Below are 14,812 nucleotides of genomic sequence, written 5' to 3' on the forward strand. Positions count from 1 at the left end.
TCCAGCGATGGACGGTTCGTCCTGTAGTACCCGCGCCGCCTCATCTTCGAAGGCGGCGGCATGAGCCTCACCGTTTCCCTGACGCTGCTCGCCGCGGCGTTCCTCCTGATCCTCGCCAACGGCTTCTTCGTCGCCGCCGAATTCGGACTCATCACCGTGGGGCGGCCGGAAGCCGAACGCGCCGCCGCCGGGGGCGACCGCAGAGCGCGCACCGTCGTGCAGGCGCTCCACGAGCTGTCGTTCCAGCTCTCCGGCACCCAACTCGGCATCACCATCACCTCCCTCGTCGTCGGCATGCTGGCCCAGCCCGCCCTCGGCCACCTGCTGACCGGCCCCCTCACCGCGGCCGGGCTCCCTGCGGGCGCCGTCCCCGGTCTTGCCGTCGTCGTCGGCATGCTGGTGGCCTCCGGTACGCAGATGGTGATCGGCGAACTGGTCCCCAAGAACTGGGCGGTCTCCCGCCCGCTTCAGGTCGCCCGCTTCGTCGCGGGCCCCCAGCACGCCTTCGCCCGCTTCTTCCGCCCACTGATCTCCCTCCTCAACGCCGTCGCCAACCGCCTGGTGCGGATGCTGGGCGTCGAGCCGACCGACGAGCTGGCCACGGCTCGTTCCCCCGGCGAACTCGTCTCCCTCGCCCGGCACTCGGCCCAGGCCGGGGCCATCGAGCAGGACACCGCCGACCTCTTCGTACGGACGCTCTCACTTGCCGGGCTGACCGCGCACCACGTCATGACGCCGCGCGTACGGGTCAGCGCCCTGCACGCGTCGGCGACCGCCGCGGACGTCCTGAACCTGACCCGCGCGACGGGCCTGTCCCGCTTCCCCGTCTACCGGGGCAGGCTGGACGAGGTCATCGGCATGGTCCACCTCAAGGACGCGCTCGCCGTACCGGCCCACGACAGGCTGCGCGTCCCCGTCGACACCATCGCGCAGCCACCCCTGCTGGTGCCCCGGACCCTTCCCGTGCAGCCGCTGCTGGAGCGGCTGCGCAGCGAACAGCCGCTCGCCGTCGTCGTCGACGAGTACGGCGGCACGGCCGGGGTCGTCAGCCTGGAGGACATCATCGAGGAGCTGGTCGGCGAGGTCCGCGACGAGCACGACGTGGCCGACCGGCCGCAGCTCGCCCAAGTCGGCTGCGAGGACGGCCGACTGGCCTGGGAGGCGGACGGCAGCTGCCGCGTCGACGTCCTGCTGCGCATCGGGCTCGACGTCCCCGAGGGACCGTACGAGACCGCCGCCGGACTGGTCGCCGGCCTCCTCGGCCGCATCCCCGTGCCCGGTGACACCGCCGAACTGCCCGGCGGCTGGAAGCTCGCCGTCCGCCAGGTCGGCCACCACCGCGCCGAGCGGGTGAGGATCACCCGCGCCACCGGGCCGGCCGGCGCCCCTCCCCTCCCCGGTGCCACGATGCCGACCCACGCCATGAGCGCGGGCACACCGTGTACGCCGGGCACGGTGCTGTGCCCTGCCGGAGTGACGACCGGCGCGGGGCCGGGCACCGTACGCGCCACGGCGGCCCGGGGGGCACGGCGATGACCGCGCTGCAACTCCTGTTCGCCGCACTGCTGGTGCTCGCCAACGGCTTCTTCGTCGGCGCCGAGTTCGCACTGGTCTCCGTACGCCGGAGCCAGATCGAACCCCGCGCCGCAGAAGGCTCAAGCCGCGCCCGCACGGTGCTCCAGGGACTGGAGAACCTGCCGCAGATGATGGCCGCCGCGCAGTTCGGCATCACCATCTGCTCGCTCACCCTCGGCGCGGTCGCCGAACCGACCGTCGCCCACCTCCTGGAGCCGGTCTTCCACGCCGTGCATCTGCCCGAGCAGCTGATCCACCCCCTCGGCTACGCCATAGCGCTCGCCGTCGTGGTCTGCCTGCACCTCGTCATCGGCGAGATGGTGCCGAAGAACCTCGCGATGGCGGCTCCGGAGCGGACCGCGCTGTGGCTGGCGCCGGGGCTGGTCGCCTTCGCGCGGCTGTGCCGCCCGGTCACCGCGCTGTTCGGGACGTGCGCCAGGCTCGTGCTGCGGCTGTTCCGTGTCGAGCCCAAGGACGAGATCGAGGCGGTGTTCACCAGCGAACAGCTCACCCACCTGGTCGCCGACTCCCGGCAGGCCGGGCTGCTCGCCCCCGGCGAGCAGGAGCGGCTGGCCGACGCCCTCGAACTGGGCACCCGCCCGGTCACCGAGGTGCTGCTCGACCCGGCCGCCCTGGTGACCGTCGACGCCTCGGTGACACCCCGGCAGATCGAGGAGCTGACCGTACGCACCGGGTACTCCCGGTTCCCGGTGTGCGCGCCGGGCGGCACCTTCATGGGCTACCTGCATGTGAAGGACGTCCTCGACCTGGAGGAACGGGAGCGTGCGGTACCGCAGCACGTGTGGCGGCCGATCCAGACGCTACGGGCGGAACTGCCGCTGGACGACGCCCTCACCGTGCTGCGCCGGGCAGCCTCCCACCTGGCGGCTGTCGCCGACGGGACGGGGCGCGTGCTCGGCCTGGTCGCGCTGGAGGACGTCCTGGAGAAACTGGTCGGCGAGGTCCGCGACCCCTCCCACCGGGCCCCGTCCGCCCTGCCCGCCCCTGCGGCCACCGAGACCCCACCGGGCGCGCGCGTGGCCGACCCACGCCAGGGGCTGTCGCCGCTGCCCCCCACCGAAAGGAACGCCATGGCCGGCTGAGGTGCCCCTGGCCCGAGGCCACCCGTCGCCCTCAATCGCCGGGCGGGCTTTATTTGAGGCCGTCGTCGACTGACGTCACGTGCCCCTGGTCCGCTGCTCAGCGTTGCCCTCAAGCGCCGGGCGGGCTGAATTGGTCCCGCATGTTCCAGCCTGTCCGGCGTTTGAGGACGCACATGCGGGCGGGACGTCCCGCCCGCATGAGTCGGCGCACGTTCACCCGAGGCGGTCCTGTACACATCAGTCGGTCCTGCGCATATCAGCCCGTCCGGCGTTTGAGGACACATGTGCGGACGGGACGTCCCGCCCGCACGAGCCGGCGCGCGTTCACCCAAGGCGGTCCTGCGTATACGTACAACAGCCCGTCCGGCGATTGAGGACACAGGTGCGGTCAGGATGACCGAACCCGCACAGGCATAGGGAGCCCTCGCGACGCCCAGGCACGGGCCCCGCCCGGGACTCGCCCCTCCGGCCCAGGAGAAAGCGCCCAGGGGCCCGACCCCTACGTGAAGGGTGGGTCCTTTCGGTCGCGGTCGACAGGGCCGCGGCCAGAGAGGACCTCACCATAAGCCTGCATGAGATCCGGCAGCCGCAACGTGGCAAGGTCCTCACGATCAGGCGTACCGCTCCACCCCGACAGCCGTAAGTCCCGGTAGGCGCAGCTCTTCTCGTACAGGGTGCGCAAGAAGCGCCCGTTGCCCAGCTCGTCGATCCAGCCCTGGTCCACGACGTGCCCGCTGATGCTGCGCAGCTCGTCCACGGCCTCCTCGTCCCAGCGGTCGCCGTTCTCCGCGGCCAGCACCTCGCCGATGCGAGTGAGTTCCAGCGGGCGGTAGCTGGGGAAGTCGACGCGGGTGGTGAAGCGGGAACTGAGGCCGGGGTTGGCGGCGAGCAGCCGGTCCATGCCCTCCGGGTATCCGGCGAGGATCACCACCAGCCGGTCGCGGTTGTCCTCCGCCCGCTTGAGCAGGACTTGCAGCGCCTCGTCGCCGTACGCGTCGCCCTTGCTGTACCCGGAGTTGGACAGGCTGTACGCCTCGTCGACGAAGAGCACTCCGCCGAGCGCCGAGTCGATCAGCTCGTTGGCCTTGACGGCCGTCTGCCCCAGGTATTCGCCGACCAGGTCCGCGCGCCCGGCCTCCACGAGGTGGTCGCCGCCGAGCAGGCCGAGCGCGTAGAAGACCCGGCCGAGGATGCGGGCGACGGTGGTCTTGCCGGTGCCGGAGGGGCCGGAGAAGACGAAGTGCCGCTTCGGCGGCTGGACGGGCAGCCCCTGGCCGGTGCGCAACCGGGCCATATGCAGCTGCGCCGACAGCGCCCGCACCTGCCGTTTGACCGGTTCCAGGCCGACCATCCGGTCGAGTTCGCTGAGGGTGGCGGCGAGCAACTGCGGGTCGGACGGCCTGGGTGGCAGGTCGGCCGGGCCGGGCTGCCCGTGCAGCGGGGTGCGGCCGCGTGGCCCGTCGGTGACCGGCGAGGCCGGGGCGAGCGATGGGTCGGGGTCGGGCCCGGTGCGCAGTTCGCGCCCGTCCACGGGGTCGGCGGTCGGCAGGGGTTCCGTTTCGACGCCGTCCAGGGCGTCGGCGGCGTCCTGCCCCGCCCCGGCCAGGGAGACCGCGGCCAGGTCGGGGCTCTCGTCGAAGCCGTCCCCTTCCGCGATGGCGGCGAGCCGCGCGGCGGTGTCCATGAACGACGCGTCGATCCGGTGCACCGCGCGGTACAGCGGAAGGGCGGCGGCGCTGCGGCCGGTGCCCTCGTGGGCGCGCGCCAGCCAGTAGCGCAGCTCCTTGCGCTGGGGCTGTTCGCTGCGGCAGCGCATGAGCGCGGTGGAGAGCAGCGGTTCCGCCTGGGAGTACATCTCCAGCCTGACCCGGGCCATGCCGCCGAACAGGCCGGCCTCGATGCCGAGCAGCGGGTCCTGGAGGAGTGGCTCGGTGTGCCGTACGAGCTGTTCCCAGTCCTTGACGAGGTAGGCGCGACAGGCGTGCAGGAACCGTGCCTGCGGGTCGGCCTCCACGGGCGGGCAGCCCGCCAGCGCCCGGTCGAGCTCGGGCACATGGCGGCCGTCGAGCCAGTGCGAGGCGTGGGCGAGCAGCAGGTCGCGGCCGCTCTCCAGGACTGGTTGTACCCACCAGCCCAGCCAGTACCAGGAGTTGAGCGAACGCCGGTGGCGGGCGCGCTGCTCGCCGAACCGGTCGCGGTGGCTGTACATGCGCAGCAGCGCGGTCGCGGTGTCAGCGCGGAGCGCGTGCAAGCCCAGCCACGCGTCGGCCATGCCAGGATCGAGTTCGACCGCGGCCCGGAATTCCTCTTCGGCCTGCGGATACGCGCCCATCGTGTAAGCGTCGACGCCGCGCAGCCAGGTGAGATCGGCCGGGGCGTGCGAGCCCTGGATGCCGAAATCCATCACGTCCCCCACAAACCGAGCCCCCGTGGTGTGGCGCCGGGCGGGTGCCCGGCCGCCGCTTCGTCGAACCGCAGTGCTGTGGCCGGGGATTGGCCAGTGTGCCAGTGCGTCCGCCCGTTGGCTGCACTGAAAGGCATCGTACCTGCGGAGACGGTGCCGACCGAAGGGTGCGCACGGCTGTTCGTGCCGGAGGGTCGTGATCCGGTCGCACCCGGCGGACTCCTCCATGGTGACCGAGGGTGAGGGTCGCGCGGCGCAAAGCACGCAAAACGCAGGCCGAGGGCAGAACGAAGCCCCCGATCACGGGGGAACAACCGGGGGCTTCGCGTCTGTGGGCGACCCGTATGAGTCGCACATTGAGAACGTAAGACCTGTATGGCCCCCAGGTCAAGCGGAGTTGGGGCACTTGTCTGACAGTGGCTGACGGCTGAGGGCAGCACAACCGGAGGTATTCACGCAGAGTGAGGCTGACGGTGGCTCACGCGGTGGCCCCAGGGCCTGGCAGCACCGCGTATCGCTCGCCGCTCGTATCTCGCTGGAGAACCAGTGCATGAGCGTGAGAGCGCGTCGGGTCGGTGGCGAAATGCGCGCGTTCGGCCGGCAGCCAGTCGCCCCAGAACCCGGTCATCCCGGGCCCGTCCCGGCGTTGCCCCCGGTACCAGGAGTCACGGTCGGCCAACTCCATCCACAGGAGGCACGCGAGGAAGGGCCGCACCGCGCGGCGGCCCGCGCCGACGCCTTCGATAAGGACGACGGAGGCGGGGCGCAGAGTCCCTTGTCCCGTGAATCGGCGGGCCTCCCAGTCGTAGATGCCGTACCGCGCGGTGGCGCCACGAGCCAGCGGCTCAAGGACCTGCTCATGTAGTCGTCCCGTCCAGCCGAAAAGTTCCGCGTGCGTGGCCAGGTCGTCGGTGTGCAGCACCGGCGCGCCGCCGAGGGCCGCCGCGAGCCGCCCCGCGAAGGTCGTCTTGCCGGAACCGGCGTGCCCGTCCACGGCGACCAGCCGTACCGGGCCGCAGGAGGGAGGCAGGGCGCGCAGCCGCCCGGCGAGCTGCACGAGTGAGGGGTCGATGCGGGCGTTCACCGGGACACCCTACGGTCCGGTGACCAGTGGTCCATGCCTGTGGTCATGACGCGCCGGGGAGTGCGGGCTCTGGCCTGACGGGAGCCGGAGCGGTCATAGTTGGGTCACCTGTCGTGCACCTGCCGCCGCACCGGATGACTGGGGATTCCCATCATGAGCAGACACACCCCACGCCGTACCGTCCTGTTCGCCGCCCTCGGCGCGACCGCCGGCCTGTCCGCCGTCTCCCCGGCGCACGGCTCGTCGCGGCCGCAGGGCCCAGGCGCCGGAGCCGCGGGGGGCGCGGCCGCGGCGGAGCGCGCCCCGAGGACGACCGTGGACTACCACGCCTGGACGAGCGGCGCGGACTGGCGCGAAGGCAGCGCGCGCGGGGTGCGGGTACAGGACGGCGCCAGACCCGGCATCGTCATCGGCGAGCCCGCCGGGTCCACCGAGTACACCGACCCGCATGGCGGGACCAAGGCGACCTGGGAGTACGCCACCTGGACCAGCCCGGCGCGCACCCTCCCCGTGCCGGCGAACGAGGCGGTCGTCTCCTGGAACGCGCACACCCCCGAGGGCACCTGGCTGCAGGTGGAGCTGCGGGCGACGTACACCGACAAGACGGAGAGCCCGTGGTATGTGATGGGCCGCTGGGCGGCGGGCGACAAGGACATCAAGCGCGCCTCCGTCGACGACCAGAGCGACAAGAAGAGCAGCGTATGGACGGACACCTTGTCCATCGACTCGGGACCGGCGGGTGAGGGCCTGCGGGTCGCCTCCTACCGGATCAGGCTCACCCTCTACCGCAAGCCCGGCACCCCGGTGACTCCGACCGTGTGGCGGGCCGGTGCCATGGGCTCCGACGTACCCGACCGGTTCACCGTCCCGGAGACCGACCCCGGCCCGGCCACGGGGCACGAGCTGACGGTGCCGCGCTACTCGCAGGAGATCCACAAGGGCCAGTACCCGGAGTACGACAACGGCGGCGAGGCGTGGTGCAGCCCCACCTCCTCTCAGATGATCATCGAGTACTGGGGCCGCAAGCCCAGCCCGTCCGACCTCGCCTGGGTCAATCCCGACTACGCCGACCCCCAGGTCTGCCACGCGGCCAGGTTCACGTACGACTACCAGTACCAGGGCTGCGGCAACTGGCCGTTCAACGCCGCGTACGCCGCCACCTACCGGGACCTCGCGGGCGTCGTGACCCGGCTCTCCTCCCTCACCGACGCCGAGACGCTGGTCAGCGCCGGAATCCCGCTCATCACCTCACAGTCCTTCCTCGCCGAGGAACTGACCGGAGCGGGCTACGGCACGGCCGGTCATCTGATGACGGTCATCGGTTTCAACGAGCTCGGCGATGTCATCGCCAACGACCCGGCGAGCGCGACCAACGAGGCGGTGCGCCGCGTCTACGACCGGCGGGAGTTCGAGAACATCTGGCTGCGGACCAAGCGCCGCAACGCGAGCGGCCAGGTGGTGGGCGGTACCGGTGGCGTCGCCTACGTGTACTTCCCGGCCAAACCGTCGGCCCGTCAGCTGCGGGCCCTGCGCGCGGTGGGAATCCGCTGACACCAGTGCCCGCCGTACTGTTCCGGCCGTCGGTGCGTGAGCGCGTCAGCGCCCCGGCGCGGGGGTGAACCCGCACGTCAGCGGGTCGGCGGCCCGGCGGGAGGGGGAGTGGCGGCAGGGCGGGCGGTACGAATTTCCGGGTGTCTGGCCGACCGGTTCGCCATGCCGGGCACGAGGACCGTCCGCGCACCGGCCACCGGCCGCCATGAACCGCTGGTGCGCGGCGTGGTACGGCCGTGAACTGGAATGGTTCCGATAGCCGCGACAACGCGCGAAAAACCCGTTTACTGTCCGCGCCCGCGCGTCACGCGTGCGCACTGATATCGCGGTCGGCTGTTGTCCGGCGCTATTGCGGCGAGAAACGTCCGTTGACGCGGTCGTACCGGGCTGACTAGATTTTTCATCGGCCTATGCGGGGGGAAATACCGCGCCGCGGTCTGCGACTGTGCGGGGGAGTGGAGTTGCGCGGGTTCAGTGAGCTGCGTCTCGGCGATATCGATGACATTCCCGTGTCCGTTGTCGTTCAGCCCGCCGCCACCATCGTCTCGTTGCTTTCCGAAGCCGTAGGCCGGCCGGGGAGCGGGATGCCGACGAGCTGGAAGCGGCTCGTCATGGACGCGGTCCCGGTCGACTGCGCGGACCGGATTCGCCTCCTTTTCGGTTCTTCCGCACTCCCCGCTCTGTACTGCCTGGCGATGGCGGAGCCCGGCGGTGAACCGGATATGGCGGTTTCCCTCAGACGGCTCGAAGAGATGTCCCCGCGGGACTTTGTCGAGCGGATCAGGGAAGGCCGCGGCGGATCACCAAATTCCGTTTTCTCCGCCATCTTTGAGAGTCCAGCGGTTTCGCTGCACGCCTACGCCCGCGCCATCCGCGCCGTATGGACGGCCTTCGCCCCGCTCTGGCACCGGGCCGCTCCGCTGATCGAGCGCGAGACGGAGCGCGTCGGGGTCGCCGCCGTCACCCACAGCCTGGACGCCGTCCTCGCGGACCTCAGCCCGGCCAGCCGCTTCGTGAAAGGCTCGCTGTTCCTGCCCGCCTCCTACCCGGTGCGCGCCGACCGTGGTGACCGGCGGCTGATCCTGGTGCCGCTCATCTCCGGGAGCCGCGCCTGCGTCTACAAGATCGACCAGCCCGGGGCGGTGTGGATCGGGTATCCGGTTCCCGGCATCGCGGGGCTGTGGCGTGACGCGGGACCGCCCGCCAGGACCGCCGCCTCCGACGCGCTCACCTCGCTCCTGGGAGAGGTCCGCGCGGTCATCCTGCGTAGCGCCGACAGCTCGACCAACATGAGCGAACTGGCCGAGCGCGTGCACTGCACCGCGAGCACCGCCACGTACCACTGCCGCCAACTGGAGATGGCCGGGCTCCTGGTGCGCGAGCGGTGCGGCCGGGAGATCCGCCTGCGGCGCAGCGCCCGCGGCAACACGCTGCTGGCCGCGCTGTCCTGACCGCTCCCCGCCCCGCACGCCACCACTTCCGCGCCGCACCCCACCACTCCCGCCCCTCACCGTCGCCCGCGCCGGTCGCGTACCGCCGTGCTGGTCGCGTACCGCCGTTCCGGTCCGTACGCGCCGCCGGAGAGGCAGCGGCCTTGCCGGCTCCACCCACCCCCGGGGGGCGGAGCCGGCAAGGCGTCAAGCCGAGGGCTCCGAGGCGGCCTCGGCGCCACGCCCCAGCGCCTCCATGAGCTCCTGGGCCAGTTCGACGACCGTGAGCCCGCCGACCAGGAGCTCGCGGCTCAGGGTCACCCCGGACCACCGCTCCAGATCGTTGATCAGCACCGTGCCGTTGACCGAGTCGATGCCGAACGCGCTCAGCGGGAGCTCGGGGTCCACCGACCCCACCTCCATCTCCACCGTGTCGGCGAGCAGCCTCCGCAACCGCTCGACGGCACGGTCCACCGTGATCACCGGTGTCGCCCCCATGGTGTGCCTCCCTCTGCTCTCTGCTGGACCACCTGCTCTTTGCTGGACCACTGGCCGTGCGGCGTCAGCTGCCCCGCCCTTATCTGCCGGCCGCACTCACGGCGCCGGACCTTGCCGCTGGTGGTGCGCGGAATCTTGTTGCGGGCCACCGCGTACAGCGTGATCGTGGCCGGGATCGCTCTGGCGACGGCGATCCCGGCGGCGCGCAGTGCCACGGCCAGCCGCTCCGGGTCGCGCTCGGTGGTCTCCAGCACCACGGCCACCTCACGGTCGTCCGCGCCGCGCGGCCAGGCGGCGGCGCGCTGATGGGCGAACGCGGGGTGCGCCTCGGTGGCCACCGCCTCGGCGTCCTGCGGGAAGTAGTTCTCCCCGCCGATGATCAGCAGGTCCTTGATCCGCCCGGTGATGAACAGCTCACCGCCCTCCAGGAAACCGAGGTCGCCCGTGCGCACGAAGACCGCTTCGGGGTCCGCGCCCTCGATCCGGGCGGCGAAGACCTCCTCGGACTCCCGCGCCCGGCCCCAGTAGCCCCGGCAGTTTCCCGGCGCGTGCACCCAGATCTCGCCGACGCCCCCTTCGGGCAGCGCGCCGCGGCTGTGCGGATCGACGACGCGGATGTCCGTACGCTCCAGCGCCGGGCCGCAGCCGACCAGTTCGACGCCGTCGTCGGACGGGGGCACGGGGACCGCCTTGCCCTCGGCGAGCGCGTCCCGGTCGTAGTGCGCGACCACCGTCGGGACCAGCGACGGGCTGAGGCTCACCCCGAGGGTGCACTCGGCGAGGCCGAACCCGGGCGAGAACGCCGCGGCGCGGAAGGAACTCGCCTCGAAGGCGGCGGCGAACCGGCGCTGCGTCGCGGCGCGTACCGGCTCGGAGCCGTTGATCGCCACCCGCCAGGACGCCAGGTCGATGGCCGCGCGTTCCTCCGCGGAGACGCGGTTGACGCACAGGTCGTACGCGAAGTCGGGGGCGGCGGTGAACACGTCGTCCTCACCGGCGATGGCCCGCAGCCAGACCCGGGGGTCACGGACGAAGGCCGCCGGTTCGATGCTCACGGTGCGCGCCCCGGACACCAGGGGCAGCACGACGCCGGTGCACAGTCCCATGTCGTGGAAGCACGGCAGCCAGGACACGATCGTGGTGGCCGGTCCGACCTCGCACCGGTCGCGCATCGCGGCCTGGTTGGCCACCAGGTTGCCATGGCCGACGATGACGCCGCGCGGGTCACCGGTCGATCCCGAGGTGTACTGCAACAGGGCCGTCGTGTCCGGGTCGAGGGCGGCGGGGTCGGGCAGCGCCGGGGTGGCTGCGGCTTCTGCGGCTTCTGCGGATTCCGCGGCTTGCGCGGCCCCGGCGGGCTCCCGTACGGCGACCCAGGCCACCGAGGGCAGTCGGTCCTGGTCCGCCGCCTCGGCCTCCCGCGGGGAGGACACCAGCACGGCGCACGGGGCGCAGTCCCCGCAGATGGCCGACAGCCGGTCGGCGCGCGCCGACCCGCGGGTGACGGATGCACGGAAGGCGGGGACGGGCACGGCGATCATCCCCGCGTACAGGCAGCCGACGAAGCCCACGTGGAAGTCGAGACCTGGCATGGCCGGCACGATCACCCGGTCTCCCACGCCGCCCACCGCCAGCAGTGCGGCCGCCACCGTCCTGGCCCGTGTGTCGAGCCCGGATGCTGTCAGCCGCTCGGCGGGTTCGCCGCCCGCGTCCAGCGCGGTCAGCAGGGGTTCGTCGGCGTGGGGCCCCGTGGCGCGGATCAGCAGCGCCTCAACGATCGTACGGGCGTCCAACGGACGGGCGTCGCGGTGGCCGGACGCCCGCGCCGCCGGTGAAGGTGCGATGTTCACGCTGGTGTTCTCCTCATTCGGCACGTCCTGGGAACGCGAGGGCGGAGTCGGAGTCCGGCCGCGCGGCAGGGAGCGGCAGACTGACGGGGGAGGCGGGAACAGCGGTCGGGTAGCGGCCGGTGAGGCACGCGGTGCAGTAGTTGCCGGGGTCCCCGCCCGTCGCGGCGATCAGCCGGTCGAGCGGCAGGAAGGCCACCGTGTCGCAGTCGAGCTGCCCGGCGATCGCGCTGACCGGCAGCCGGGCGGCGAGCAGTTCGGCGGGATCGCCGGTGTCGATGCCGTAGAAACACGGCCAGCGGTACGGCGGCGAGGCGATGCGCAGATGTATCTCGGCGGCCCCGGCCCGGCGCAGCAGCCCCGCCACGGTACGCATCGTGGTGCCGCGCACGAGCGAGTCGTCCACGAGCACCACCTGCCGCCCGGCGACCGCGGCGGGGATCGGGGCGAGCTTCCTGCGGACCAGCGCCTCCCGGGAGCGCTGGTCACGTTCGATGAAGCTGCGCCCGGTCGCCCCGGAGCGCGACAGGCCCTGCACGGTGCTCAGTCCGGCGCGCTGGGCGTAGCCGTCCGCGGCCACCCGGGCCGTCTCGGGCGTGGCGACCACCACCGGCGGCTCGGCTCCGCGCCGGGGCGGCGGCGGGGCGTAGTCGGCCAGTGCCTGCCCGGCCCGGTAACGGGACCGGTAGACGCTGCGGCCCGACAGCCCGGAGTCGGGCCGGGCGAAGTACACGTACTCGAACAGGCAGGCCGCCGTCTTGGCGTCGGGCGCGGCCAGCCGGGAACTGCGGGTGCCCCGGGCGCCGATGGTCAGCACCTCGCCAGGCTCCAGCTCGCGGACGACGTCACCGCCCACGGCGGTGATGGCGGCCGTCTCCGAGGCCAGCAGCCAGGTGTCCCCGAGCATCCCGAGGGCGAGCGGCCGGAAGCCGTGCGGGTCGCGCACGCCGATCAGTTCCCGGCCGTCCGACAGGACGAGCGCGTACGCGCCCTCCAGCCGGGGGAGCACCGTGTGCAGGGCGGCGTGCAGGTCGCCGCCGGTGGCCGCCGTCTCGTCGGCCAGGAGGTGGGCGAGGTGCTCGCTGTCGGTCGTTCCCGGTCCGTGCCCCGGGCCCGGCGCGCGAGGGTCCGGGCGGCTGTTGACGAGGGTGCCGTTGTGCGCGACGGCCAGCGCGCGCCCGGGCAGCACGATGGGCTGCGCCCCGGCCAGACCGCCCCGCGCGCCGTCGGTGGAGTAGCGGACATGGCCGAGGGCCAGCGGTCCCGAGGGCAGGCCGCTGATGTCGGCGAGTGCTTCGGCCACCAGCCCGGCGCCATGCTGGGCGACGAGGGAGTCGCCCGTGCCCACGGCGATGCCGGCCGTCTCCTGGCCCCGGTGCTGGAGCGCGAGCAGCAGCTCGCGCACCAGGTCCGCGTGCCGGCCCGTCGGCCCGCGGGCTCCGGCGACCCCGCACGCCTCGCGCGGCTTGTCCGCGGTGGACCCGTCGCTCATGGGGCGTCACCGACGGCACTGGCGTCACCGGCGTCGTCGAGCCACGAGGTGAAGGCGTCCAGGTCCGGCAGGATGAGGGTCGAGCAGGACAGCACGGCGAGGTTCTGCCGCATCTCGGTGATGGTGACGACGGTGGTCCCGGCACGGTAGGCGGACAGCATCTCGGCGGCCGTTCCCATGCTCGGCTCGTGCCCCGGCAGCCACGCCACGCAGACGTCGCTGTCCGCCGCGAGACGGGTGAGCTGGTGGAACAGGTCGGTCAGCTCGATGAGTTCCGGGCCGAGTTCGCGGCGGTGGATGGTCTGCCGTGCGGCGAGGGCCGCGTGGGCGGCGCGTACGTCGGCCGGATGCCCGGCGAGCCAGTCGCGCATCATCACCCCGGGGTCGTGGACCAGCGCGTCCGGCCTGCGCTCGGTGATGGCGGCTGTCAGTGCCGCACGGTACGACTGGTCGGTGACGTGCGCGCCGGGGCGGGCGCCCTGCATGGTCCCGGCGAGGAAGAACGAGCGGGCTTGGCGGCGTGCGGCCGGTGGCGCGGTCATTCGTCCTCCAGGGAGTACGCGGCCAGTTCGAGCCCGGCGGGAGCCACGGCCCGGTGGATCGCGGCAGCCTCCAGCAGGAACGCCGTGACGTCCGCCTCCGTGGCCTGGACCGCGTCGGCCACCAGCTCGGCGTCCCGCTGGAAGGCAGCGCTGCCGTACGCGCTGACCACGCCCTCGTTGTCCTTGGTCACCAGCGCGGAGGCCCCGGCGGCCGCCCCGCCGTGCGCCCGCGCCAACGGCAGGATCAGCTCCGCCATCCGCCGGGTGCCGGGGTGGACGACGCGCACCGAGACGCTGTGCTGTTCGGGGTGGACGAGCAGCGGCCTGACCCATTCGGCGGGTGGCGGTACGGCGGCGAGCCGGACGTCGGGCCGCAGCGTGAACGAACGCGACAGGACGTTGTGGCCGCGCCGCGGGCTGTACCGCACGTAGTCCAGGCGTACCGAGTCGTCGTCGAGCAGCCAGGTCGCCCGCATCCGGGCGGGCGCGGGCGAGCCGTCCGCCCGGATGCGGAGCGGGTACGCGTCGACCGTGACCCGCACCTCGCCGTCGACGGCCGCCGCGCGTTCCAGGCGCGGCGGGCGCTGGTGCAGCAGGTACGGGTCGAGCAGCGTGACGCACTCCGGCTCGCGGTAGACGGCCGCCACATGGCGGCCGTCGATGAGGTAGTCGGCCTTGACCCCGGTGCGCTCGGCGACCGCGTGGCCCGCGGCGAACGACTGCCACGCGCAGGAGGCGCCGAACCGCTCGGGGGCGGCCCGGGTGCCGTAGTACTCGTGGAACTGGGACGCGCTGTTGTACGGCATGCCGACGAGGACGTCGTCGAGCACGCGGTCCTGGACATCGGACAGCTGTGCGGCGGCTTGCTGGGTGGTCATGACCGGCCTCCTTGACCGGCGCGGCGGCCCGGGCCGGATGGCTGTGGCGAGGCCGACGCGCGTACGAGGTGGTGCGTCCGTCGGCGTCAGCAGGGGCGCGCGCGGACGGTGGGAAGGGCTGCGGTACTGGACGAATCGGGCGAGAGGGGCCAGGCGGGGAAACCGTGGAGGGGCGGTTGCCGCCGCCTGGCCCACGCGTGTTCGGCACGGCGCGCCGGGATCACCGCCGGGGGCCGCGCCATCCGGGGCGGGCGTGTGTGAGGCGGCGGAGAGCCAGGACATGTCCGTCGGCGTGGGAAAGCCGGGGGCGCCGTGCGTGGGCGACAGACCGGCGGGTGGAAGGAAGGAAGGTGAGTGGGAGGTGGGCGGGTGAGACCGAGACGAACGCCGTGGGGGTGCCGTCTCTTT

General features: G+C 72.8%; 11 protein-coding genes. 4 read left to right on the forward strand and 7 right to left on the reverse strand.

Features of this window, described 5'->3' with window-relative positions; all coding sequences use genetic code 11:
- The first annotated feature begins 60 nt into the window (after positions 1-60).
- Positions 61-1,536: a hemolysin family protein gene (locus tag AC5P1B_RS06845; RefSeq protein WP_493885637.1), complete on the forward strand. Its 1,476-nt coding sequence runs from the start codon at positions 61-63 to the stop codon at positions 1,534-1,536.
- Positions 1,533-2,678 (forward strand): hemolysin family protein, encoded by a 1,146-nt coding sequence (locus AC5P1B_RS06850; RefSeq protein WP_493885638.1) that lies wholly within the window; start codon positions 1,533-1,535, stop codon positions 2,676-2,678. The genes AC5P1B_RS06845 and AC5P1B_RS06850 overlap by 4 nt, the downstream gene beginning before the upstream one ends.
- Before the next feature lie 499 nt (positions 2,679-3,177).
- Here the strand turns inward: AC5P1B_RS06850 and AC5P1B_RS06855 are convergent, their stop codons facing one another.
- Entirely contained in the window at positions 3,178-5,082 is a 1,905-nt protein-coding gene (locus AC5P1B_RS06855; protein WP_493885639.1) for an AAA family ATPase, read from the reverse strand.
- 478 nt (positions 5,083-5,560) lie between these two features.
- Positions 5,561-6,166: a uridine kinase family protein gene (locus AC5P1B_RS06860; RefSeq protein ID WP_493885640.1), complete on the reverse strand. Its 606-nt coding sequence runs from the start codon at positions 6,164-6,166 to the stop codon at positions 5,561-5,563.
- A 153-nt stretch (positions 6,167-6,319) separates the two neighbouring features.
- On the opposite strand from AC5P1B_RS06860, the gene AC5P1B_RS06865 reads away from it, so the two are divergent.
- Together AC5P1B_RS06865 and AC5P1B_RS06870 are read left to right on the forward strand one after the other, a co-directional pair.
- Entirely contained in the window at positions 6,320-7,717 is a 1,398-nt protein-coding gene (locus AC5P1B_RS06865; RefSeq protein ID WP_493885641.1) for a C39 family peptidase, read from the forward strand.
- A 461-nt stretch (positions 7,718-8,178) separates the two neighbouring features.
- Positions 8,179-9,168, forward strand: coding sequence for a MarR family transcriptional regulator (locus AC5P1B_RS06870; RefSeq protein WP_493885642.1), 990 nt, complete (start codon positions 8,179-8,181; stop codon positions 9,166-9,168).
- Between the two features lie 186 nt (positions 9,169-9,354).
- Here the strand turns inward: AC5P1B_RS06870 and AC5P1B_RS06875 are convergent, their stop codons facing one another.
- From AC5P1B_RS06875 to AC5P1B_RS06895, 5 genes are read right to left on the reverse strand one after another with little or no spacing between them, the layout of a single operon-like run.
- Positions 9,355-9,645 (reverse strand): acyl carrier protein, encoded by a 291-nt coding sequence (locus AC5P1B_RS06875; protein WP_493885643.1) that lies wholly within the window; start codon positions 9,643-9,645, stop codon positions 9,355-9,357.
- Positions 9,627-11,495: a fatty acyl-AMP ligase gene (locus AC5P1B_RS06880; RefSeq protein ID WP_493885644.1), complete on the reverse strand. Its 1,869-nt coding sequence runs from the start codon at positions 11,493-11,495 to the stop codon at positions 9,627-9,629. The genes AC5P1B_RS06875 and AC5P1B_RS06880 overlap by 19 nt, the downstream gene beginning before the upstream one ends.
- 13 nt (positions 11,496-11,508) lie before the next feature.
- Positions 11,509-12,984: an amidophosphoribosyltransferase gene (gene purF, locus AC5P1B_RS06885; protein WP_493885645.1), complete on the reverse strand. Its 1,476-nt coding sequence runs from the start codon at positions 12,982-12,984 to the stop codon at positions 11,509-11,511.
- Positions 12,981-13,526 carry a hypothetical protein gene (locus AC5P1B_RS06890; protein ID WP_493885646.1) on the reverse strand — a complete coding sequence of 182 codons (546 nt, stop codon included), beginning with the start codon at positions 13,524-13,526 and terminating at the stop codon, positions 12,981-12,983. The genes purF and AC5P1B_RS06890 overlap by 4 nt, the downstream gene beginning before the upstream one ends.
- Complete coding sequence (locus AC5P1B_RS06895; RefSeq protein WP_493885647.1) at positions 13,523-14,404, reverse strand: hypothetical protein; 882 nt, start codon at positions 14,402-14,404, stop codon at positions 13,523-13,525. Before AC5P1B_RS06895 ends, AC5P1B_RS06890 begins: the two co-directional genes overlap by 4 nt.
- Positions 14,405-14,812 lie beyond the last annotated feature (408 nt).

Source organism: Streptomyces sp. A01 (assembly GCF_059026195.1).